This window comes from Micromonospora sp. NPDC002411 (assembly GCF_053592955.1).
Genome location: NZ_JBSFBM010000011.1, coordinates 23,251 through 44,702, shown reverse-complemented (window position 1 = coordinate 44,702; position 21,452 = coordinate 23,251). Strand labels below are relative to the sequence as shown.

Sequence of the window (21,452 nt, the reverse complement as noted above, 5' to 3'; positions counted from 1 at the left end):
GTCGTTCCCGGCACGGTGGCGATCAGGGTCGAGGTGTACCAGCCGTCGAACCGGTAGACGTTGTATCCGAGGACGCCGACGTTGTCGGTCGACGGCGACCAGGACAGCGTGCCGGTCGAGGCGGTCACCTCGCCGACGGTCAGGCTCTGCGGGGCGCTCGGTGGCGTGGTGTCAGGGCCGGTGTCCGTCACCGGAGTGACCACGATCAGCGGGTCCGTCGAGCGGGAGCGGTGTCCGAGGCTGTCCCGAGCGGCCACCTGGAACGAGTACTGCCTGCCCGGCTGGACGTAGGTGGTGATCGTGGTGGTGGTGACGGCTCCGACGCTGGCGCTGTAGTAGACGTCGTTGAACACCTGGTAGTACGTGATGTCGTACCCGGTGATGGCGCAACAACCGGGCGTGGCGGCGGTCCAGGTGAGGGTAATCGACCCGGTCCTGACCTCGCTCGCGGTCAGGTTCGTGGGCGTACCCGGTGGGAAGGGTGAGGTGCCCGGCGTGCTCGGGGCCGTGGTCGGCGCGGCTGACGCGCTGCCGGCATCGGCCGCCGGTGCGGCGCTCAACACGGTGCCCAGCACCACCGTCGCCAGCACGGCGGCGGCCAGCGAAGCCAGCCCCATCCGGCGGACCAGCGAGAACGAGTGAACGCCTGTCATACCTCGACGATGCCGCCATGACATCGATGATCGCCAACGTGTCTCACCACCCGGTCAGCGCGGCACGTCCACGAATGCCTCGTCTAGCAATCCGGGACGGAGACGTGGGCGGTGACGATCCGCCAGCCGACGGGCAGGCGTACCCAGGTCTGGGTCTGCCGCCCGGTTGCGGCGGCGCCGGCGTACCCGAATCGGGTTGTCACGAACGCCAGGTCCGGGCCGAAGGTGGTGATGACGGGGTCCACCAGCCGGCGACCGGGCGGCAGTGGTGGCTGCGCGGCCCGCCACTTGCGCTGCTCGTCCAGCCCGTACTGATGGTCGGCGAGGCCGAACCGCACGGTCCGCTCGGAATCCCAGAAGTACCCGCAGATCCGGTCGGCATCGCCATCGGCCAGAGCCCGCTCGTAGTCGGCGAAGGCCGCCGTCACCTCGGCGACGACGTCGGCTCGGTCGATGTCCATGCCTCTCGTACCTCCGATCCGTCGTCCTCGTCAGGGTCGGGTTCACGGGGATCGGGGCGACCGAGCGCGAAGACCGCGCAGATCGCCGCGACGAAGAGGTAGCCGAGCGCCACCTGGCCGTTGGCGTTCCACTCGATCCGCTCGCCGTGGATCAGCCCGACGAACGACAGCAGCGCGCCCGAGCCGGCGAAGATGGCGGCTCGGACGAACCGCTTGTCGATGATGAAGACCACCACCGCGCCGAGCACCAGGCCGGCGAGGATCGCGCCCTGACCGAGCACCAGCAGCCCGTCGTAGACCACGCCGGCACCGTTGAGCGCCTCGTCGCCGACCGCGGCGGCCGTCGTACCGGCCGCTGCCAACGCGTTGTCGATCTGCCCGGTCGCCCAGGCCGCGATGTTCGGGATCAGCGCGGCGACCACCGCGGCGGCGTGCGCCCGGGGCGTCGCCTGGAACGCCTGTGCCCCGATCAGCAGGCCGATGTACAGCAGGATCGGCACGATGGCCGCCGTCGGGAAGATCGCGCCGAGCAGGCCGAACATGCCCAGGAAGCAGAGCACCGCGATCACCACGCCGGTCGCCATCGAGTAGCCGCTGCGCCCACCCGCCGCCTTCCAGCCCGGGTGTCCGACGTAGACCGCCGGTGGGAACGGCGAGCCGAGAGCCGCGCCGACCACCGCGCCCGCGCCGTCGGCGAGCAGCACGCTGCGCAGGTTGTAGTTGTCCCCCGCAGTGGCGGCGCTCTCCACGTTGGTCATGCCCTCGGTGAAGTTGTAGACGCCGAGCGGGATCGCCGTCGCCAACAGCGGCGCCATGTCGGCCAGCCCGGCGAGGAGCAGGTCGATCTTGAACGAGGGTACAGCGATGGCGATGTCCCGGGCTGCCGCCGTGACGTCCGGCACCGACATCGCTCCGCCGGCCCAGCCGATCGCGGTGCCGAGCAGCAGCGCGGCGAGCCCGATCGGAAAGTTGAACGGCAGCTTCACGTCGGTGAGCAGGCCGATCAGCAGCAGGGCGAAGACGGGCAGGGCGACCCAGGCCAGCCGCCACATCTGCCCGGCCGGGTTCATCGAGATGAACGTGATGGAGATCCCCGCGAGGGTGCCGAGCAGCGCGGCCCGGGGCGCGTACCGGCGGATGTAGGGCCCCACGAACGCGCCGATCAACACGATCACGCCGATGATGAAGGCCCACGCCAGCCCGGCCTCCCAGGCCCGCACGGGGTCCTGGGTACGCAGGTAGATCGGGAGCATGATGACGAAGATGACGATGAACATGTGCGGCACGCTCGGCCCGTACGGCAGGGCCGTCACATCGCTGCGGTTCTCCCGTCGGGCCAGCCGGCGGGCCAGGTAGGTGTAGTAGATGTTCCCGGCGACCAGGGCGATGCCGAGCGCCGGAAGGATGGTGCCGAACACCTCCCCCTCGGGGAGGTTCACCACGGCGAGGCAGAGCCCGGTCAGGGTGAGCACGTTGACCAGGACGTTGACGCCGAAGCCGAAGAACGCGTTGGTGTCGCCGCGTACCCAGTAGGGCAGCGGGGCGACTGAGGGTCTGGTGGAGGCCATGACTGCTCCCGGTCAGGAGGAGGGCTGCAACACGGGGGTGGTGGGCAGCGCGGCGCGCACCTGCGCCGAGTCGGCGACCCAGCCGAAGATCCCGCCCTGGGCGGCGATCATGTCGAGCCCGACCCGCTGGAACTCCGGGAAGTAGGACCCGACGCAGTCGGCGAGCACGAGGCACTCGTACCCGCGGTCGTTGGCCTCCCGGACGGTCGTGTGCACACACACTTCGGTGGTGACCCCGGTGACCAGGAGACTACGGATGCCCCGCTCGGCGAGCAGGGCGTCCAGGTCGGTGGCGTGGAAGGCGCCCTTGCCCGGCTTGTCGACCACCGGCTCGCCGGGCAGGGGCGTCAGCTCGTCGACGATGTCGTGGCCGTACTCGCCTCGGATCAGGATCCGACCGTTCGGCCCGGGGTCACCGATCCGTTTGCTGGGCGTACCGCGACTCAGCTTGGCCGGCGGGCAGTCGGACAGGTCCGGCAGGTGCCCCTCGCGGGTGTGCACGACAGTCAGGCCGGCGGCGCGGGCGTCGGCCAGCAGCGCCGTGAGGGGGGCGATGGTGCGGCGAAGCTGACCGACGTCGTTGCCCAGGCTCTCCCCGAACCCGCCGGGTTCCAGGAAGTCACGCTGCATGTCGATGACGAGCAACGCCGTGGTCGAGAGGTCGAAGGTGTACGGGGTGGGCCGCGCGGCGGCGATGGTCAGCATGGGCACCTCACGTGGTCGTGGCGGCGATGACGTCGTCGGAGGTGGTGACGCAACCGAAGACGCCGCCCTGCATGGTGACCATGTGCAGCGCCGCGTCGTGGTTGGCCTTGTCGGTGGCGCCGGTGCAGTCGGAGAGGATCAGGCACTCGTACCCCCGGTCGTTCGCCTCGCGCATGGTGGTGTGCACGCAGACGTCGGTGGTGATGCCGGTGAGGATCAGGTGGGTGATGCCCCGGGTACGCAGCACCAGGTCGAGGTTGGTGGCGTAGAAGGCGCCCTTGCCAGGCTTGTCGATGACCACCTCGCCGGGGGCCGGTGCGACCTCGGGCACGATCTCCCATCCCGGCTCGCCGCGAACCAGGATCCGACCGGCCGGCCCGGGCGCGCCGATCTCGGCACCGATGCGCGCCGACCGCCACCGCTTGTTCGCCGGAAGGTCGGACAACTCCGGGTCGTGTCCCTCCCGGGTGTGTACGACGAGCATCCCGAGTGAACGGGCGTGCTCCAACAGTCGGGCGGTGGCCGGTAGGCCGGCCCGGGTGAGGCCGATGTCGTAGCCCATCGCGTCCACGTAGCCGCCCGGTCCGCAGAAGTCGGTCTGCCAGTCGATGCAGAGCAGTGCGGTGTGCGCGGTGTCCGCCGTACCGTCGTACGGCCACGGGTAGGGGTTGGCCGGTACCGGCCCGATGCTGCCCATCTTCTCGCCTCCTGTCGTTCTCGCTGGTGCCTGCCGCCCTACCTCCCGGCGGCGGCCTGACGGTAGGCCCGCCACCCACCGGCGGCGCTGATGTCCACAGCCGGCGGGCCGGCGGCGTACGCCTCGCACAGAAAGCCGAGCACGTCCCGCCCGTCGTGCAGCCGGACCCAGCCGAGCGACAGCGGAGCCGGCACTCCGGCCAGCAGCTCACCGACGGTGGACGACGGCAGACTCCAGAGCTCGACGTCGATCGGCTGACCCTGCGGGTCGTCCGGCGTCACCCGGACCAGGCCGGGCAGCCCCTCACCGTCCGGAGTCTCCATCCGGTACAGCCGATACAGCGGTGCGGTCCGTGCCGCGCCGACGAGAGTGGCCCCACGTCCGGTGAGCTCACCGTTGCGGGACTCGCCGCTCAGATGCCGGCCCACGACGGCGATCAGCGTCTGGGCCGCTGCCGGCGGCGCGTCGCCCGCCGCCACCACCGGTGGCGCCTCAGCGCCGGCGGTGAGAGCGGCGGCGAGCCGGGCCAGGGTGAGGTCGCTGAACGCCGGGCCGAGCAGGGTCAGGCTCGCCGGTCGGCCGCCGTCGGTGAAACCATTGGGTACGGTCACCGCGGCCAGGTCGAGGAGGTTCGCGAACTGGGTGTAGCGGCCGAGCATGGCGTTGCGCCCGATGGGATCCTCGGCGATCTCGTCGAGAGTGAACGTGGTGCCGACGGTGGGCACCACCAGCACGTCGATCTCGCGCCAGAGCCGGTCGACCCGGGCGCGCAGTTCGCGCAGCCGATGCTGACCCCGGAAGGCGTCGACCGCGTCGTAGCGCCACCCGGTCTCCAGCACGGTCCGGGTGACCGGGAGCACTGAGTCGGGGTGTCCTCGCAGGAACTCGCCCAGTCCGACGAGCCGCTCGGCCACCCAGGGGCCCTGGTAGAGCAGGTCCCCCGCGGCGAAGAAGTCGTCGAGCGGCACTGGCAGCGCGGTGGCGACCAGCGTGGTCAGTCGTCGTACGCCGGCGTCGAACCGCTCGCTCTGCCCCTCGTCGCCGAAGAACTCGAGATCCTCGGCGCGAGGCACCCCGAGGCGTAGCGTCCCCGGTGCGCCACCGCTCGCGCGTTCGGCCGGCAGCGCGCGCCCCAACGGGTCGGCCGTCGAGACACCCCGGGCGGCGTGCAGCACCTCGACGGCATCCGCGACGTCGGTGGCGAAGACCGACACGCAGTCCAGCGAGCGGCAGGCCGGGACCACACCGGCCGTGCTGAGCAGGCCCCGGGTGGGTTTGAGGCCGACGATCCCGTTCAGCGCCGCCGGGACGCGACCGGAGCCGGCGGTGTCCGTACCCAGGGCGAAGCTGACCTGGCCCGAGGCCACGGCGACCGCCGAGCCGGAGCTGGACCCGCCGGAGACGAGCCCGCCGCCGAAGACGCTCTCGCAGCTGCCGTACGGCGAGCGGGCGCCGGTCAGGCCGGTGGCGAACTGGTCGAGGTTGGTCTTGCCGACGAGGAGAGCACCGGCGTCGAGAAGTCGGCGTACCACCGGAGCGTCCTCGGCGGCGCGATACGCGAAGTCGGGGCAGCCAGCCGTGGTGGCCATGCCGGCGACGTCGATGTTGTCCTTGACCGCGAAGGGGATCCCGTACAGCGGCAGGTCGGCGGGGTCGCGGTGGCGGGCGAGCCAGGCGGCGTGGGCCCGTAGGTCGTCGGCCGCGACGGTGCTGATCCAGACCGGCCCGCCGTCCCGGCCGGCCAGCTCGGCCATCACACGTTCGGCCTGCTCGACGGGGGTCGTCGCGCCGCTGAGGTACGCCGACCGCAGCGCCGAGAAGGGGCCACCTGGCTTTGACATACTGTCGATTGTCGACAGTTCTGTTACGAGCGACGGCGCGATTCGTAACGAGCCCATGTCGGGCCGCCCGTGGTGGCTACCCGAGGTACGAGCGCGCGCCGTGCGCGGAGAGCACTGTCAACACCTCCTCCGGGTCTCCCCCTGCGACGGCCTCGAACAGCCGCTCGTGCCGGTGGACGCCGTCCAGCGGCTGCGCCAACTCCGCCTCCCGACGCAGGTTGATCGCCATGTAGAGCTGCAACTTCACCAGAATCGAGTCGTACACCGCGGACAACTGACGGTTGTCGGCGAGCGCCACCAGCGCGACGTGGAACGCGCGGTGCGATTCGGCGACCGCCATCCGATCGCCGAGGCGGACCGCCTCCACCATCCGGTCCAGGGCCGCCCGCAGGCCGACCAGGTCGCTTTCCCGGCCCACCGGGATGCCCGCGCGCACTGCGAAACGCTCCAACACGTCCCGCAACTCGTACAGCTCCCGCACGTCCCGCTCGGAGAGCGTGGCGACGCGGACCCCCCGCCGTGGCACGTGCTCGACCAGCCCTCGCTGGGCCAGCAGCCGCAGCGCCTCGCGCAACGGTGCCCTACTGATCCCCAACCGCCGGGTCAGCTGCTCCTCCACCAGGCGTTCACCTGGGTCGCTCCTGCCGCTGAGGATCTCCCGGGTGAGCCGGGTGACGGCGAGGTCCACCAGGCTGACACTCTCCAGCTCACCATCCATCGGCGATGCGGCCACGTCGTTCACCCCGCCGAGTCTGCCACCTGCCCCACGACGACCGGCGTGGACGCGGTCCCCTCGGCCCGGCGCGGACGGGCCGCGCGGTCCCCGGTTCCCGTGACGCAGCCGGGGATCGCGCGGCGCCCGACCACCCCCGCCCTGTTGATCATGAGGTTATCGCGCCGACGCGCCGCCTGTGGCAACAACTTCATGATCGACGGGGGTCGCATCCGAGGTTGGCTGAACCGATTCCGGGTGGGGTCCGTGTGGATGCCGAACGGCCTCCGGACGTGCGGGGGCCGGGATAGGAACTGGGAGACCCCGAGATGATGCGCAAGTACGTAGTGCCCTTCGTTGCACTGATGACTGCCAGCGCGGTGGCGTTGACCGCGTGCAGTTCGACAGCGGAGGCACCCGCGCCGGCGAGGGCGTCCGCCCCGGCCGGCGGGGAGGCCACCGCGCCCACCGACGGCGCGGCGGGCGGCGACTTCGCGCTGCTCTCGGGCACCGCGAAGTCGAACAGGTCGGAGCCCAACACCGGAGACTGGGCGGTGCCGAACGGTGGCGTCGCGTCCGCGGCGGCCCGTCAGTCGTCGCAGCGGTGGGTCCAGTTGACCGCCAGCAAGGCCGGCGACCTCGATCCCGTGGTCGTGAACGGCGCGGGGCTGACGCTCTACCGCTTTGACAAGGACAGCAACAACCCGCCCACAGCGACCTGCAACGGCGAGTGCGCGCAGACCTGGCCGGCGGTCACCGTCGCGCCGCGCGGCAAGGTCTTCATCGCGGGGGTCAAGAAGTCGGCGGTCGGCACGGTCAAGCGCGCCGACGGCACCCTCCAGGTCACCATCGGCGGCTGGCCGGTGTACCGGTTCGCCAAGGACACCAAGCGGGGCGACACCCTGGGCCAGGGCGTCGGGGGTACGTGGTTCGGCGTGACCCCGACCGGCGGCAAGGCCGGCGCGCCGCAGGGTGGTCAGGACGACAACAACCCGGACACCGGTGACGCGACCGCTCCGCCCGCCACCAGTGCCGTCTTCTTCGACGAGGCCAACTTCAGCGACAACGGCGCCTCCCAGGGTGTGTCCGGCAGCGGTTGTCAGAACCTGCCCCGCCCGGGCGCACCCTCCTCGGTCGCGGCCCCCGGCTCGCTGAAGATCTGGGCGGGCGCGAACTGCACCGGCCGGGTGCAGGTCATCAACGGTGACGTGGCCGACCTCGCGACGATCGGTTTCGACAACGCCGTCGTCTCGGTCCGCTTCAGCTGACCGTCCGATCCCGACCAACGGGTGTGTCGGTCCGGCTTCCGCCGGGCCGACACACCCGTTTTCGTGTCGGCCGCGCTGTGGCCCGACACGCCCCGGTCGGCCTGCGCCGATCGGACGTCGACGCCGAGAAGGTGATGAATGACTACTCCCAACCGGCGGATGGCACCGACCGGACGGGCGCTGGCCGGCGGAGTGTTGGCCCTCGGGGTGGCGGCACTGCTCGGCGGCTGCGTCCGCCCCGTGGAGGGTGCCGGCGCCGCCGAACGCTGGAGCGCCACCCGGATCGCCGGTCTGGAGATCACCACGGGACCGAGCGGCCCCCGGGCGGATGTGACCGACGCACGCCTGGTCGTCGCCGGCGGTGACGGCGGCGAGGCGGACCGGCTCGCCCGCAACGCCGTGGACGACGTACAGAGGTACTGGGCGGATGAGCTGCCGGCCACCTTCGGCCGAGGGTTCGACCCGGTCGCGCGGCTCATGTCGTACGACTCCACCGGCCCGGGCGGCACCGTCTGCGGCAGCGACACGAGAGGGGCAGTGAACGCCTTCTACTGCCCGGCCGACGACACGGTCGCCTGGGACCGGGGGCGACTGCTCCCCATGCTCGACGACTCGTTCGGACCGATGGCGGTGGTGGCCGTCCTCGCCCACGAGGTGGGGCACGCCGTGCAGTTCCGCCTTCGCACTGTCGACGGACGCACCAGTTCGATCGTGAAGGAGCAGCAGGCCGACTGCTTCGCAGGTGCCTTCTTCCGGTGGGTGGCCGAGGGCAACGCCCCGCACTTTCAGCTGTCCACCGGCCCCGGCCTCAACCAGATCCTCGCCACGCTGTTCTTCATCCGCGACAGCACGGAGACCGGCTTCGAGGCGGAGGGCGCGCACGGCAACGCGTTCGACCGGGTGTCCGCGTTCCAGTTCGGCTTCGGCGACGGCCCGGTCCGGTGTGCCCGCATCGACGATGCGGAGGTACGGCGGCGGATCACGCAGCCAGCCGGCGGACGACGATCGGCCAGCGGGGAGGCGACCGGCAACCTACCGGTGATCGACCGGGGTGCCCTGGCCGCTCTGGAAGCGACGCTGCGTGCGGCCTTCGACCGTGGTGGCGTCACCCGGCCGACGATCGACCTGTCCCCGCCGGCCTGCCCGGAGGTGACCGTCACCGCGCCCGCCACCTACTGCCCGGCCACCAACACGATCGGACTCGACCTGGCTGAGCTGGCCCGCCTCGGGACCTCCCCGGAGCAGGGGCAGGGCGGCATCGGCGACTTCGGCGCGTTCGCGGAGGTCGCCTCCCGGTACGCGCTCGCGACGCAGCACGGAGCTGGCTTCCCGCTCACCGGGCTGGCCACGGCGCAGCGTACGGCGTGCCTCAGCGGGGTCTGGGCGGCGACTGTCCGGGCTGGGCGGGGCGCGGTCCTCCAGCTCTCCCCCGGCGATCTGGACGAGGCCGTCGCCGAGATGTTGGCGCCGCGGAGCCTCATCGCCGCCGACGTCAACGGGGCTGGTGTCCCCTCCGGGTTCGCCCGCGTCGAAGCGTTCCGGGACGGCTTCACCGCCGACACGCCGGCCCTCTGCCTGAGCAAGTATCGGTAGGAAGCCTGCCGCACCGACCAGGACGGCCGGTGCGGCGACGCCCTACAGCCTCGCGGTGACGAACACCTTGCCGTCGGTGTTCTCCACGCGGACCTCGCCGACCTGCGCGGGGTCGATCAGGGCACTGCCGTCCAGCGTGGTGCCGTCGGCCGCCCCGCGCTCGGACACCAGCCAACTGCCACTCAGCACGGCGTTGCCGTCCTTGCCGACGACCAGCAGACGGCAGCGCTCCCCCCGGGGGATCCCGGACACCGCCGCGTTGACCCGTACCCAGCCGGGGGCCGGGGTCACCGCGACGGTGAGCCGGGCACCAGTCCCCGGGTCGGTCGTGGTGGCGTTGCGGGTAGCCGGGTCGGCGGCGGTCACCGTGGTCGACGGAGCCGGCAGGGCGCGTGTGTCGGGTGCGTCGTCAGTGGTGCGACCCAGCAGGACACCGCCGGAGACGGCGGCGGCGAGAGCCACCACCGCGGCGGCGCTCAGGATCACCCGGCGGCGTTGGCGATGCCCGGACGATTCGCTGCGAACCTGGCGCAGGGTGCGCTGCAACAGCAGGTCGCCGCCCTCCGGAGGGCCGTCGAGCAACATCGCCTCGGGTACGGCCTCGAGCGCGTGCTTCCACTCCTGGAGTGACTCGACCTCGGTGCGGCACTCCGCACAACTCGCCAGGTGCTCCTCCACCCGTCGGAGCTGCTCCTGGTCGAGTTCGCCCATCAGATAGCCGCCGATGTCCACGTGGTCACCGGCCGGTACCGAGCTGTCCGATTTCATGAGGCAGACCGTTCCACTCGGTTCAGTGCGCCGCGATGTCGCGTAGCGCCCGGAGTGCGTAGTAGGAGCGTGACTTGACCGTTCCCGGCGGGATACCCAGGGCTTTCGCGGCTTCCGCGACTGTACTCCCGAGTAGATAGACCTGCTCAAGGACCTCGCGGTGCTCCTGCGAGAGGCGATTGAGGGCGTCCACCACCACCATCGAGTTGACCACCTGGTCGGCGTGGTCTCGCTCGACGGCGACGTCCGTCGGGCTCTCCGGCACCTCGGGCGGTCGCGCCATTCGGGCGCGCACCGTGTCGGTGATGAGGTTACGTACCACGGTGAGCAGCCACCCCCGCACCGATCCCTTGCCGTTGACCAGGCTGTCCGGGTGGCGCCAGGCGCGTACCAAGGCCTCCTGGACGATGTCCTCGGCGATGGCCCGGTCGCGGGTCAGTTGCGTCGCGTACGCGAGCATCGCGCGGCCGTGTTCCTCGTACAGGGATCGGATCAGGGCCTCGTCCGCTACGTTCTGCCGACGATCGGGCCGCAAACCCGCCATGAGTACCGTCCTCCGTTGACCCCGGCCCGGCGGTCGCCACCGGTGCATCCGGGTACCCAGGATGCCTGCCGCACTGCCGAATGCCGGCAATGCGGAACCAATGTGTTTGTAGGCTCACCTGGGTGAACTTTCGGGCTTTTGGCCGATCGGCGCTGCGGCTTTGCCTCCGTCCGGAGCGACCACGAACCAGAGCCCGTCGGCCCCCTGACCGGCGGCCTGGCCGGGCACCCGGTCGTCCACGAAGCGGTAGACCGGCCGCCCACCCACTGTCACCTGGCGGGTCCCGTCTGAGCGGGGCACCGCGCCGAGCCGGGAGGGATCAAGGTCCTTGAACTTGACCTTCTCGTTCACCAGGACCGGCAGCCACGCGGTCAGACACTGTTCCGTGCAGTTCGACTGCGGGGGCGCGGCGCTGTCCTGGTCGAACCGATAGAGCGTGAAGCCCTGCCCGTCGAGCACCACCGGGCCGAGTTCCGGGTGTTCTCCAAGCTGGACCGACGCGGGCCAGTAGCCCCCGTCCGGGCTGCGCTGCCCCAGGTCGTTCTGGGCATTGGCGGTGCCCGGCCGCTGCGGGGCACCCGTTCGCGTGTTGGCGGCGACGTCGGGGGCGGGCAACGCGACCGGGTCGCGCACCACTGTGGTGCACCCGCTGACGAGCAGCGCTCCGGCCAGCGTCAGTGCGCCGAGCAGTCGGTGGGGAACGGGCGCTTTCATCGGCACACCAATCGTTTGCGAGGTTCGGGCAGGAGGATCAGCGGCCGAGGGCCGGGATGAGCCGACCGCGCGGGGTGGGACGGTCGAGGTGCAGGCCGAGCACCCCGACGTCGAGGGCCCCGTTCGCGTCGATGTCGAACCGCCAGACGGTGTTCGGCGCGTCGCCGACGACCACCACGGCCGCCGTGCCGTCGGAGGCCGCCGCCAGCGCGCCGAGGCGCTCCCACTCCTCCGGCGGAAGCGGGGCGGTGACCACCACCAGGTGGTCGCGAAGCGCCGAGGACCCGTGGACGTCCTCGGCGTCGTCGCCGGGCAACGTCAGGACGGAACGCAGGTCGACGACGACCCGAACCCGTTCCGGGACCGGCCAGGGCGGCGGTGGTGGGCCGACGACACTGATCGCCACCGACGTCGCGGCGTAGCGGCTGATCTCGTCGAGGAACGCGCCCGCCAGGCGGTACGCGGCTGCCGGCTCCCCGGTGAGCGCGACGATTCCGGGCGCTCGTCCCAGGTTGACGACTGTCAGTTCACCGCCGACGGTGCCGACGGTGGCGAGCATCGGCAGCCCGCCGCCGTCAGCGGTCACCTGCTGGTCGAGGTCCCAACTCGGCGCCTCCCAGATCGCACCCTGCTGCCGTGCCCGCCACGGGGGCGGCGGGTCCGGCAGCGCCGGCGACAGCCGGAGCGACACCCGGTCCGCACCGACCATCGCCGCGTACACCGGGGGCTGGGATGCCGATGCGGCGATCTGCCGCAGGGCGCGGTCCAACGCTTGTCGTGAGCCCGGCGCGGGTCGCGGCGGCTCAGCCGCGCGGCGGCGTCGGACCAACCGGATCAGCACCGGTACGACGACCGCCAGCACCACCGCGCCGATGCCCAGCAGCGTCACAACGACCGGTCGGAGCCCGAAGGTCCCGCCGCCGCCGACCGGAGGAGCCGGGGGCGCCGCTGCCGGCCCTTGCTCCGGTTGGTCGACCGGCGGAGCTTCTGGTTGCTGGCCCAGGTCCGGCGTGGCCGACGGCGGCGGGCCGACGCGGATCTCACCGGAGGTCGCGCCCTCGGGGAGGACGAAGACCCAGCCGGCGCGGATCGGCTGCGCCGGATCCGTCAGCGTGCCGCCGTCCGGCTGGGTACGCCCCTGGTTCAGCTCGAAGATCTCCGGCCAGCGCCGGCTGTCGCCGAGCACCCGGTCGGCGACCCCGGGCAGCGTCAGCTCGCTCTCCGCGCCCGGTTGCCCGGGTACCACCCAGTACGGCACCGACGGTTCGACGGCGTCCGCCCCGGTCGGGGCCGCCAGCAGGAACGCGGTCACCACCGCCAGCACCAGTCCGGCGTACGCCCTGGTCAGGGACATCTCACTCGGCTCCGTCGGCGTCGACCGAGTCGCGCAGGGCGGTCGCCTGCAGGCGCATGGCCCGTGGCCCGCCCGGGTTGACCAGCACGTCGAGCCCGTCCGGGAGCAGCTCCAGCAGTTCGGTCAGACCGACCTGCCGCCACTGTGGCGCGTCGACGCGCGCCTGGTCGAGAGCGCCGGAGGCGACCACCACGCAGGCCACCCCGTCCGGGGCGGACGTCACGGCCGCCTCGCCCGCCTCGTCGAGCGCCACCGCCACCAGGCTGTCCCGCAGCGTCCGCAGCACCAGGCCGACGTCGGCCCGGTCGGTGGCGACCAGCTTCGCCGCCGCGTCCACGGCGCTGGTCGGTGAGTCGGCGTTGCGCGGCTGGTACAGCGGGTTCGCCTCGAACCGTCCGATGGTCCCGTCGTCCTCGACCAGCCAACCGCCGACGATCGTCTCCACCGGAGGAGCCTCGGTCGGCTCCTCGTCGTCGCTGTCCAGCAGCAGCATCCAGTTGCGCTGCACGTCGGACTCGTCGTGCTCGTTCATCAAGCCCTTCCCCTCGGCGTCGGAGTGATCTTTCGGAATTCGCCCCTGCCGTCCTTCGGGTCGTCAGTGCTCTCCACGGCCAGGGACGCGATGGTCTCACCGGGATTGGTGAGCAGGCCGACTTCATCAACGCCCCGGGCCGCGTGCACGGTGTTGTTCGCCGCGAAGATCTGCCGCCTGTTGCCGAGGTCGCGCATGACGTCCGCGAACTGCTGCCCGGCCTCACCCTTGATGTTGGCGAAGTTGCAGGAGATCATGGCGATCGCGGCCTTCGGGTTGGCCTCGGCGAGCGCCTTGAAGTTCGAATCGTTGCTGAGGATCTTGGCCATGCTGGCGCCGGGGACGCTCACCACCTTGCCGCTGGACAGGGTCACCGCGGCGCTGTCCGGGCTGCCGTGGGCGAAGATGAACATCGGGTCGCTCCTCAGATTGCTCCACGGAGCCGGCAGGAACTGGTTGCCGGCGAGGGTGGGCTCATTGCCGGGCAGCTGTCGGATGACCTTCAGACCCTCGATGTCCATCGAACCGCCCAGGTTCTTACCGGTGGCGAGGTTGGCCTTCTGCGCTCCCCAGTCGGTGAAGTTGTCGACGTCGGTCGACCTGCTGGGGAAGATGACGCCGATCTGCTTGCCGTCGCTGTCGCGCAGGGGCACGGACTGGACGTCCTCGGGACGGAACGTCTTCAGGCGGCCCTTGTCGGTCATCCCGGCCAGGAGGCTGGGGTCGGCGGCGCGCCTCTCGTTGGAGATCCTGAGGTCGCGCGCGAAACGCATGTCATCGATCTTGTTGCCGATCGACGTGAACACGCCCTTGATGGTCTTGCCGAGGCCGACACTGGTGACTGCGGTGTCGATCCCCGCCCCCGGCGTGGGAGCCTTGCCCACGCTCCGGGTACTCCCCGGCGCGCCGCCGAGGCCCTTGATGCTGTTCTTGATCCCCTCCGAGACGCTGCCCGGCAGCTTGTTGCCAGCACTCCCGGCGATCTTGACGATGCGACTGACGAGCCGCCCGCCCGGCACCAGACCGAGCAGCAGGCCTCCGGCGGCCAACCCGATCGCGGCGGGATCACCGGTGAGCGCCGCCGCCGCGAGGTCGATCGCACCGGAGAGGAAGCCGATCGCCTGGCCCAACGGCGGGAAGATGAACGAAGCGATCACCGACAGCGCGTCCAGGATCAAGGTGATCCACTGGATGACCGTGCTGCGGAGGAAGTCGATGAACGCCTGGAACGCCTCGACGATCTTCTCCCAGAGCGAGCGCTGCGGCGCGTCCTTCGCCAACCCCCGCAACGTCTGCGCCGCCGTCCGGGCAGCCTGATCACGTAACGCCGTCGCCTGGCCCAGCAGCGCCTTCGCCTGGTCGAGCGCCTGCTGGGCGTCGGCCGCGCGGTTCTGTGCGGCGGCGTCGTCGTCACTGGCCTTGTCCTTGGCGGCCTGGTCCGCCGCCGGATCGCCGCCCAACGCGGTGATCGCCGCCTGCGCCGAAGCGACCGCCGCCTGCGCGGCGGCCTGGTCGCCGGACGCCTGTCGGGCCTGGTCGAGGGCCCGCAGCGACATCGCCTGCGCCTCCTCCAGCGACGGCAGGTACCGCACGTACGCGTCGGCCGCCGCGGCGTAGGAGTTCGCCATCCGATCCAGCCGCCCGGGCAGCTTGCCGATCAGGTCACGGAACGCCTCCATCGCCTTGCCCTGACCCAGCTGGACCTGGCCACCGGAGGCGAGCAGGTCGTGCGCCTCCCGCGTGGTGGTGGACAGCTCCTGGTAGGCCCGCGTGATCTCGTCGAAGGACTCCGGATCACCGGGTACCGGGTCGGAGTCCACCTGCAACACCGACCACTCGGCGTCTCCCGGACGCGTCATGACCAACCTCCCCCATCGCACCGACCGCTTCCCGCTCCGGCCAATGCCGTGAGCCGACTCGCACACGTAGCGATCGTGGAAACGGTTCAGCCGGACTGAACCGATCCGACCGGTCGTCCGTGTACGGCGCGGAGTCATTGACCGGACCGGGGAGGAGAGCGGGGATGGGCAAGCGGAGCAGGCTCGACGCCGGGGTGGCGCGATGAGCGTGATCGACGTACCCGGCACGGAGCTGATGCGGGTGCACGACCTGTTGCAGCGCACCAAGGAGCTGATGGACAGCTCACCGATCAGGTCGATGGGTCCGGTCGTCGACACGCTGGGGCAGCGTGAGTTGGAAGGGGCCGCCCGCGAGTTCGAGAAGCGCTGGGGCGACGGCCGGTACGTCGTGGCCAAGGACCTCGAAGGGGTCCGCGATGCCGCGAAGGCGGTGGCCGACGCGTTCCGGGAGACCGACGACCAGACGGCGGCCTCACTCGAGTCGGACGGAGCGACGAGTTGACCAGCGCAGGGGGCACTGCGGTAGCTGTCCCGACCGGATTCGAGCTGCGTACGCCGCACGACTGGGTCGACTTCTCGGTCGCCGACGAGGCGAGCGAGAACCGCGTCGCCGACGACGTGTGGACCCGGGCCCGCGATGGTGGGTTCACCGAGGAGCAGGCGGGACAGTACGCCGAGCAGCTGCGCCGGTCGGTGCGGCAGGCCCGCAACGCCGGCGCGGTGCACGCCGCCGGCACGTTCCAGGTGTACGAGGACGGCGCGCTCATCGCCACGGTGCTCGTCTCCGTGGTCGCCCCGCCCGCGACCGGGGACATCATCGGGGCGTTGACCGCGGTGGCGCAGCCCGCCCACGCCGACGGCACCTGGCGTCGGGTGAGCACCGCACAGATCCCGGCGATCGGCACCGTCGGTCGGGTGCACGGCATCCAGAACGTCAGCCAGGACGGCGTCACCATGCGCTGCGCCGTGATGCACACTGTCGTACCGCTGCCGGGGGCAACGAACGTGCTGGTGGTCACCGGTTCGAGCCCGAATCTCGCGGAGGCGGAGGAGATCTTCGAGCTCTTCGCCACGATCACCGCGACATTGACCTTCTCGTATGAGGGGGAGGCTTCCGCGCTCACGCCGCCGGCGGCCTCCCCGGGGGAGGTCGGCAGCTAGGGGTAACTGCCGACCTGCGTTGGGGGGACACCGTTGGGGGGTGTCCCCCCAACGTCGTTTGCGTACCCGGCGGGGTCTGGGCATTGTCGTGTCCGGCCCCCGAATGGGAGCCGGACTCCGTCGTCGCGGTCGTGCCTACCGGGCGTCGCCGGTCCCGGCCAGCAGCTCCCGCAGCCCGGCCGGTTCGGTGCGGGGCACCTGCACCAGGTGCAGCTTGCCGTCGCCGAAGTGGGCGTGCACCCGGCCCGGCCGACCGCCGCCGAGCTGGCTGCGGGACAGCTTCACGCCGATCAGCTCACCGTCGCCGAGGCCCTGCGGGCTGAGCAGCGCGCCCTGCCGGTTGCGGCGAGCGTCGACGTGCCAGCCGCCGAAGCCACCGGAGAGACCGTCGATGGAACCGCCCATGATCAACCCGAGGCCCTGCTCCGCCCCGACCCGGGCGATCTCACCGAGGTCGCTGCCGGCGTCGCACTTGAGCAGCTGCTCGGCGTCGTCCAGGACGACCACGGCGGGTCCGGAGCGCCCGGCGAGGGCCGCGGCGAGCCCGGCGGAGGTGAAGTTCTCGCTCGTCACCAGGTCGAGCACCCCGGGCACCCCGGCCAACTCCCGCAGCGGCGATCGGCGGGGTGCCGCGATCACCACGGGTGTCCCCTTCTCCAGCAGACCGGCGACCATCGTCAGCAGGGTGGTGCTCCGCCCCGATCGGGGCGGTCCCGCCAGGATGAAGGAGGGGTTGGTCTCGAGGTCCGGGCCGATGGCCGAGAGCTCGTCCCCGCCGACTCCGAGCATCGTCCACAGCGGACCGTTCGGCCGCGCCAGGACGCTCGCCTGCGCCAGGGTCAGCTCGTCCGGCAGCACGTCGATCCGGAACGGGCGCCCGGCGGTACCGACCGCGGCGTCCCGCAGCCGCGCCGCCTCGGCGATCGCGGCGAGCGCGCGGGCCTGACCCTGCCCGGAGCTGTCCTGCGTGAGCAGGGCGATCTGCGCCTCCGCGCCGTCGACCGCCCGGATCGCCCGGCCCGTGCCGATCTCGTCCGGCAGCTGCCGGTAGTTGATGCCGACCATGCTGTAGTCGCTGCGTTCGGTCAGTCGGAGCACCAGTTTGTCGTCGGTCGTCGACGAGATCCGGGTGGTGAACATGCTCCGGTCGCCGGCCATCACCACGTGGATTCCGGCCCCGGCGCCTTCGCGTAACAGGGTCAGCAGGGCCGCCATGACGCTGCCGTTGTCGTAGTCGGCGAACGTCTTGTCGAAGACCTCGAACCGGTCGAGCAGCACCAGGATGTGCGGCGGACGGTCGGACTCGGCCGCCCCGGCCCGGTACTCCACCATCCCGGCCGAACCGGTGGAGGCGAGCACCTGCTGGCGACGCCCCAGCTCCGCGACGAGGCGGGTGAACAGGCGACCGAGCCGTTCGGCCTCGGTCCGCTGCACCACAGCGCCGCAGTGCGGCAGCTCGGTGAGGGCGAGCAGGGCGCCGTTGCCGCAGTCCACGCCGTAGAGATGGACGTCGGCGGTCGAGTGCGCGCCGGCCACGGTGCCGGCGATCGTCCGCAACGCCTGTGAACGGCCGCTGCGCGACGAGCCGATGATGTGCAGGTGCCCCAGCGTCCCCAGGTCCAGCTCCAACGGCGCCTGCTCCTGCTCGGCCGGCAGGTCGACCAGGCCGTACGCCACCGGGGGCAGGTGGTAGCCGCTGCCGCGCGGCGCGGGAAGTTCGTCGACGGTGAGGGTGTCCGGGAGGGCCGGCAGCCACGGGCTGTGCGGCGGCTCGATGGCGAGCTGCTCACTGGCACCCCGGACGGCCTCCACCAGCACGGCGAGGTCGGTGAGTTCGGCCGATGGCGCGGCCTTCACACCCGGACGGCTGGGCCTGGGCCGACCCAGGTCCTTCCAGGAGACCGGCGCGAGCCAGGGTGCCTGCCGGGCCTCGGTGCGAGCGCCCGGACGGAACCCACCGACCCGCCCGGCCTGGAACGGCACCAACGACGACTGGGCGAGGCGTACGAAGGCCCGGCCCGGCGTCGACTTCAGGATCGAGGCGGCATCCGGGGCGTTCAACACGTCCTGGCTCTCGCTGGTGTCGGTCACCCGCAGAGCGATCCGCAGGTTGGTGTTCGCCCGGATCTCGGGTGACACCACTCCACCCGGACGTTGGGTGGCCAGCACCAGGTGGATGCCGAGCGACCGTCCCCGCTGCGCGATGTTCACCAGACCGGTCACGAAGTCCGGCAGGTCCCGGATCATCGACGCGAACTCGTCGATCACGATCAGCAGTCGTGGCATCGAGGTCCGGGTCGGCTCCCGACGCAGCAGGTCGACATAGTCGTCGATGTCCTTGGCACCCGCCTCGGCGAGGATGTGCTCCCGCCGCTTCAGCTCGGCCGTGAGCGAGGTCAACGCCCGACCCACCAGGTGGGTGTCGAGGTCGGTGACCATGCCGACGGTGTGCGGCAGCCGGACGCAGTCCTTGAACGCGCTGCCACCCTTGTAGTCCACCAGCACGAACGTCATCGCGTCCGGCCGGTTGGCGACGGCGAGCGAGGCGACCAGGGTCTGCAACAGCTCCGACTTGCCCGATCCGGTGGTGCCGGCGACCAGCGCGTGCGGACCGTCCCGCTTGAGGTCCAGGGCGAACGGCCCGTCCAGCGAGACACCGAGCACCGCCTCGGTGGTCCGGCCTCCGGTGGTCCACCTGGCCGCGACCGCGTCCGGCTCCGGCGGTTCCATGCCCAGCACGTCGAGCAGCCGACTCGCGTCCGGCAGTGCGGCGCCGTCGTCCGCGCCGCCGGTGTCGCGCAGCGGCGCGAGTGCACGCGCCACCGTCCGCAGCCACTGCGTCGAGAGCAGGTCCGGGTGCACAGCGGAGATCGGCGCGGCGAGCGTCCGGGTCACCAGCAGCGACCCGTCGGACTGCTCGGCGACGACGGCCTGGCACTCCTCCGGCAGCAGCTTCTCCTCGGCGTCGACGCAGATCGCGTACACCCCGACGGCGGGTCCTTCCCGCAGAATCTGCGTCACCCCGGGCAGGGACCGCAGCCGGCGTGCCCCGTCGAGCACCACGAGGATGTCGCGGAACGTCCCGTCGGTCCGCTCGGCGGAGCGGGCCGCGATCACCGCACTCAGTTCGGCCACGCGGCGGGCCATGGTCTGGGTGTCGGCACCAACGGTGGCGACGGTGTCCTGGCCGTCGCGCGGTGCCGCGTGCGGCAGCCAGCCGACCCACGACCAGCCCTCCTCGTCTCCCGCGCCGGCGAGCAGGTAGATCTGCAGGTCCTCGGGGCTGTGCAGGGTGGCGGCCTGCGCGACCATCCACCGGGCGGTCACCCGGGCGACGGCGACGCCGGCGATGCCGACCACTCCGTGCTTGCGCACCGACACGGTCGCCGGCACGTCGAGGGCACTCCACCGGACCTCCCGTCGATGCTCGTCCTGGCTCGGATCCCGGAGCACCACCTCGGACGGTAGGTCGGCGCTGCCGGCCCGCAGTTCGAGGAAGTCGGGGTCGGTGCGGCGCCGTTCCCAGAGGCGGCGCTCCGGTCCGACAGCGATCAGCCGTACGGCGGCGGGGTCGGGGAAGTTGTCACGCCGGGCCAGCCGCTCGGCGGTCAGCGCCGCCTGCGCCTCGGCGCTGATCCGCGTCCGTTTCGCCTCGTACTCGGCGAGGCGGGTGCGGTGGCTGGCCTTGCCCAGCCGTCGGGAGCTGATCTGACCGGCGATCAACGCCACGGGCGACAGGATGGCGAAGAGCAGGGTCAGCGGGTTGCCGGTGATGAGGTACGCGGCTCCGGAGACCACCAGCGGGGCCAGCACGGTGATCAGGACGAGCGGTCGTCGCTCCGGCGGGGACGGCGGCGACGGCAGAGTGAACTGGGTCAGGCGCACCTCCGGCAGCAGCCGTGGTGGACGGTTGTAGTCCAGCCCGGTGCGGTCCTCAGAGATCTGCAGCGCGGCCTCGGCCCGGACCGGAACGCGGAGTTCCAGCAGGGACGAGCCGACCGCGAGTTGTCCACCGGGGGGCCACGCCTGTTCCCCGTCGAGCTCGACCCGGTCGAGCAGGAGGCCCTGTTGCTCCGGCCGCACCCGGCATCTGCCGTCCGGAAGGACCCGGACCGACGCCATCACCGGGGCGAGCGAGGGGTCCGTGAGGCCGACCCGGCTGACGCTCGCGGTGCCGATGGTGTGCTCACCGAGGTCGAGCTGATAGGTCGCACCGGCGTCGGTGCCGCTGACCACCCGCACCTGCACCAGTCCCGGCGGCTGCGTCGGGGGCTCGGGCACGGGCCGATCCAGCCCGAGCACCGTGCCCTGGCGCAGCGGGGCCTCGGCGAGGGTGAGCAGTGGGTCCAGTGGTGCCCCGGCGACGAAGATGGCCGGTGGTGTGCCGGCGGGCTCCGGCCGACGCGCGGCGAGCGCCTCGGCGAGTTCCCCCACGGTGTTCTCGGGGGCCGCCTCGACCTGGTATTCGATGACGGCGGTGGACGGATCCGCAACGGTGAGCTGCAGGCGCACGAGGGTCTCCTGGTCGGGTGGTCCGTCGGGAAAGACGGGCGGGGCCGCGCGGTGATTCGCTCACCACGCGGCCCCGGCCCGTCCGGTCGTTCAGCGGCCGAGGCTGGCCCCGGTCTGGTTGTCCGTCTCGGAGAACGCGTCGCTGACCTGCGAGAGGTACTGGCTGATGCCCTCCATGCCGTTCAGGGTCTGGTCGACGCTGCCCTTGTACTCGTCGAAGTACGGGCCGAACTTCTGCTGGGCGGCCGGGGTGTTGTAGCCACCCTGGATCAGGGTGTCGATCTTGCTCTTGGCCTGGTTCATCCCGTCCAGCAGCGTCTGCATGTTCTGCTTCAGCCAGGTCGAAGACTCCTGCATGTCCTCGCTGACGATGTGGTAGGTGGCCACGTTCCGCTCCTTCAGGTCGTCGGTCGTTTCCGGCTCCGGGGGGCGGCCCCTCCTGGGTCGCCTTCCGCCGTCGCCGCCACCCACACGGACGGTTGCCCGAAACGGTTCAGCGCGAGATTCGAC

General features: G+C 71.6%; 19 protein-coding genes. 4 read left to right on the top strand and 15 right to left on the bottom strand.

Annotated features, from left to right (window positions below):
- The 7 genes from ACWCO3_RS03050 to ACWCO3_RS03020 all read right to left on the bottom strand — a co-directional run.
- Positions 1–653 (bottom strand): fibronectin type III domain-containing protein (locus ACWCO3_RS03050; RefSeq protein ID WP_450008216.1); only part of this gene is annotated, 653 nt, incomplete at its 3' end.
- An 83-nt stretch (positions 654–736) separates the two neighbouring features.
- Positions 737–1,114, bottom strand: a complete 378-nt coding sequence (locus ACWCO3_RS03045; protein ID WP_450008214.1) for an AtzH-like domain-containing protein — start codon at positions 1,112–1,114, stop codon at positions 737–739.
- Positions 1,078–2,682 (bottom strand): SulP family inorganic anion transporter, encoded by a 1,605-nt coding sequence (locus ACWCO3_RS03040; protein WP_145780130.1) that lies wholly within the window; start codon positions 2,680–2,682, stop codon positions 1,078–1,080. The genes ACWCO3_RS03045 and ACWCO3_RS03040 overlap by 37 nt, the downstream gene beginning before the upstream one ends.
- Before the next feature lie 12 nt (positions 2,683–2,694).
- Positions 2,695–3,387 (bottom strand): cysteine hydrolase family protein, encoded by a 693-nt coding sequence (locus ACWCO3_RS03035; RefSeq protein ID WP_145780129.1) that lies wholly within the window; start codon positions 3,385–3,387, stop codon positions 2,695–2,697.
- A 7-nt stretch (positions 3,388–3,394) separates the two neighbouring features.
- Positions 3,395–4,084 (bottom strand): biuret amidohydrolase, encoded by a 690-nt coding sequence (gene biuH, locus ACWCO3_RS03030; protein WP_145780128.1) that lies wholly within the window; start codon positions 4,082–4,084, stop codon positions 3,395–3,397.
- 38 nt (positions 4,085–4,122) lie between these two features.
- A complete protein-coding gene (atzF, locus tag ACWCO3_RS03025) occupies positions 4,123–5,925 on the bottom strand; it encodes an allophanate hydrolase (protein WP_450008211.1) in 1,803 nt (600 codons plus the stop codon).
- A gap of 76 nt (positions 5,926–6,001) precedes the next feature.
- On the bottom strand, positions 6,002–6,667 hold the full coding sequence (locus ACWCO3_RS03020) for a GntR family transcriptional regulator (protein ID WP_145780126.1): 666 nt from the start codon (positions 6,665–6,667) through the stop codon (positions 6,002–6,004).
- Positions 6,668–7,002: 335 nt separating this feature from the next.
- Between ACWCO3_RS03020 and ACWCO3_RS03015 the strand changes: the two genes are divergently transcribed.
- Together ACWCO3_RS03015 and ACWCO3_RS03010 are read left to right on the top strand one after the other, a co-directional pair.
- Entirely contained in the window at positions 7,003–7,905 is a 903-nt protein-coding gene (locus ACWCO3_RS03015) for a hypothetical protein (RefSeq protein WP_450008209.1), read from the top strand.
- A gap of 138 nt (positions 7,906–8,043) precedes the next feature.
- Positions 8,044–9,498 (top strand): neutral zinc metallopeptidase, encoded by a 1,455-nt coding sequence (locus ACWCO3_RS03010; RefSeq protein WP_450008207.1) that lies wholly within the window; start codon positions 8,044–8,046, stop codon positions 9,496–9,498.
- Positions 9,499–9,540: 42 nt separating this feature from the next.
- On the opposite strand, the gene ACWCO3_RS03005 is transcribed toward ACWCO3_RS03010, so the two are convergent.
- The 6 genes from ACWCO3_RS03005 to ACWCO3_RS02980 form a co-directional block, all read right to left on the bottom strand.
- A complete protein-coding gene (locus ACWCO3_RS03005; RefSeq protein ID WP_450008205.1) occupies positions 9,541–10,266 on the bottom strand; it encodes an anti-sigma factor family protein in 726 nt (241 codons plus the stop codon).
- 22 nt (positions 10,267–10,288) lie between these two features.
- The gene (locus tag ACWCO3_RS03000; protein WP_088988846.1) at positions 10,289–10,810 is read right to left on the bottom strand and encodes a sigma-70 family RNA polymerase sigma factor; all 522 of its coding nucleotides are present in this window, start codon (positions 10,808–10,810) and stop codon (positions 10,289–10,291) included.
- Between the two features lie 114 nt (positions 10,811–10,924).
- Positions 10,925–11,524 (bottom strand): COG4315 family predicted lipoprotein, encoded by a 600-nt coding sequence (locus tag ACWCO3_RS02995; RefSeq protein ID WP_450008203.1) that lies wholly within the window; start codon positions 11,522–11,524, stop codon positions 10,925–10,927.
- A 37-nt stretch (positions 11,525–11,561) separates the two neighbouring features.
- Positions 11,562–12,878, bottom strand: coding sequence for a hypothetical protein (locus tag ACWCO3_RS02990; protein WP_145780122.1), 1,317 nt, complete (start codon positions 12,876–12,878; stop codon positions 11,562–11,564).
- Position 12,879: 1 nt separating this feature from the next.
- Positions 12,880–13,410, bottom strand: a complete 531-nt coding sequence (locus ACWCO3_RS02985) for a type VII secretion system-associated protein (protein ID WP_450008201.1) — start codon at positions 13,408–13,410, stop codon at positions 12,880–12,882.
- Positions 13,410–15,269: a hypothetical protein gene (locus tag ACWCO3_RS02980; protein ID WP_450008199.1), complete on the bottom strand. Its 1,860-nt coding sequence runs from the start codon at positions 15,267–15,269 to the stop codon at positions 13,410–13,412. The genes ACWCO3_RS02985 and ACWCO3_RS02980 overlap by 1 nt, the downstream gene beginning before the upstream one ends.
- 202 nt (positions 15,270–15,471) lie before the next feature.
- On the opposite strand from ACWCO3_RS02980, the gene ACWCO3_RS02975 reads away from it, so the two are divergent.
- Together ACWCO3_RS02975 and ACWCO3_RS02970 are read left to right on the top strand one after the other, a co-directional pair.
- Positions 15,472–15,771 carry a hypothetical protein gene (locus ACWCO3_RS02975; protein ID WP_088988841.1) on the top strand — a complete coding sequence of 100 codons (300 nt, stop codon included), beginning with the start codon at positions 15,472–15,474 and terminating at the stop codon, positions 15,769–15,771.
- Positions 15,768–16,430, top strand: coding sequence for a hypothetical protein (locus ACWCO3_RS02970; protein WP_450008196.1), 663 nt, complete (start codon positions 15,768–15,770; stop codon positions 16,428–16,430). Before ACWCO3_RS02975 ends, ACWCO3_RS02970 begins: the two co-directional genes overlap by 4 nt.
- 135 nt (positions 16,431–16,565) lie before the next feature.
- Here ACWCO3_RS02970 and ACWCO3_RS02965 read toward each other — a convergent pair whose 3' ends face one another.
- Together ACWCO3_RS02965 and ACWCO3_RS02960 are read right to left on the bottom strand one after the other, a co-directional pair.
- Positions 16,566–20,942 carry an FtsK/SpoIIIE domain-containing protein gene (locus ACWCO3_RS02965; RefSeq protein ID WP_145780118.1) on the bottom strand — a complete coding sequence of 1,459 codons (4,377 nt, stop codon included), beginning with the start codon at positions 20,940–20,942 and terminating at the stop codon, positions 16,566–16,568.
- 90 nt (positions 20,943–21,032) lie between these two features.
- A complete protein-coding gene (locus ACWCO3_RS02960; protein WP_145780117.1) occupies positions 21,033–21,329 on the bottom strand; it encodes a WXG100 family type VII secretion target in 297 nt (98 codons plus the stop codon).
- Between the last annotated feature and the right edge of the window lie 123 nt (positions 21,330–21,452).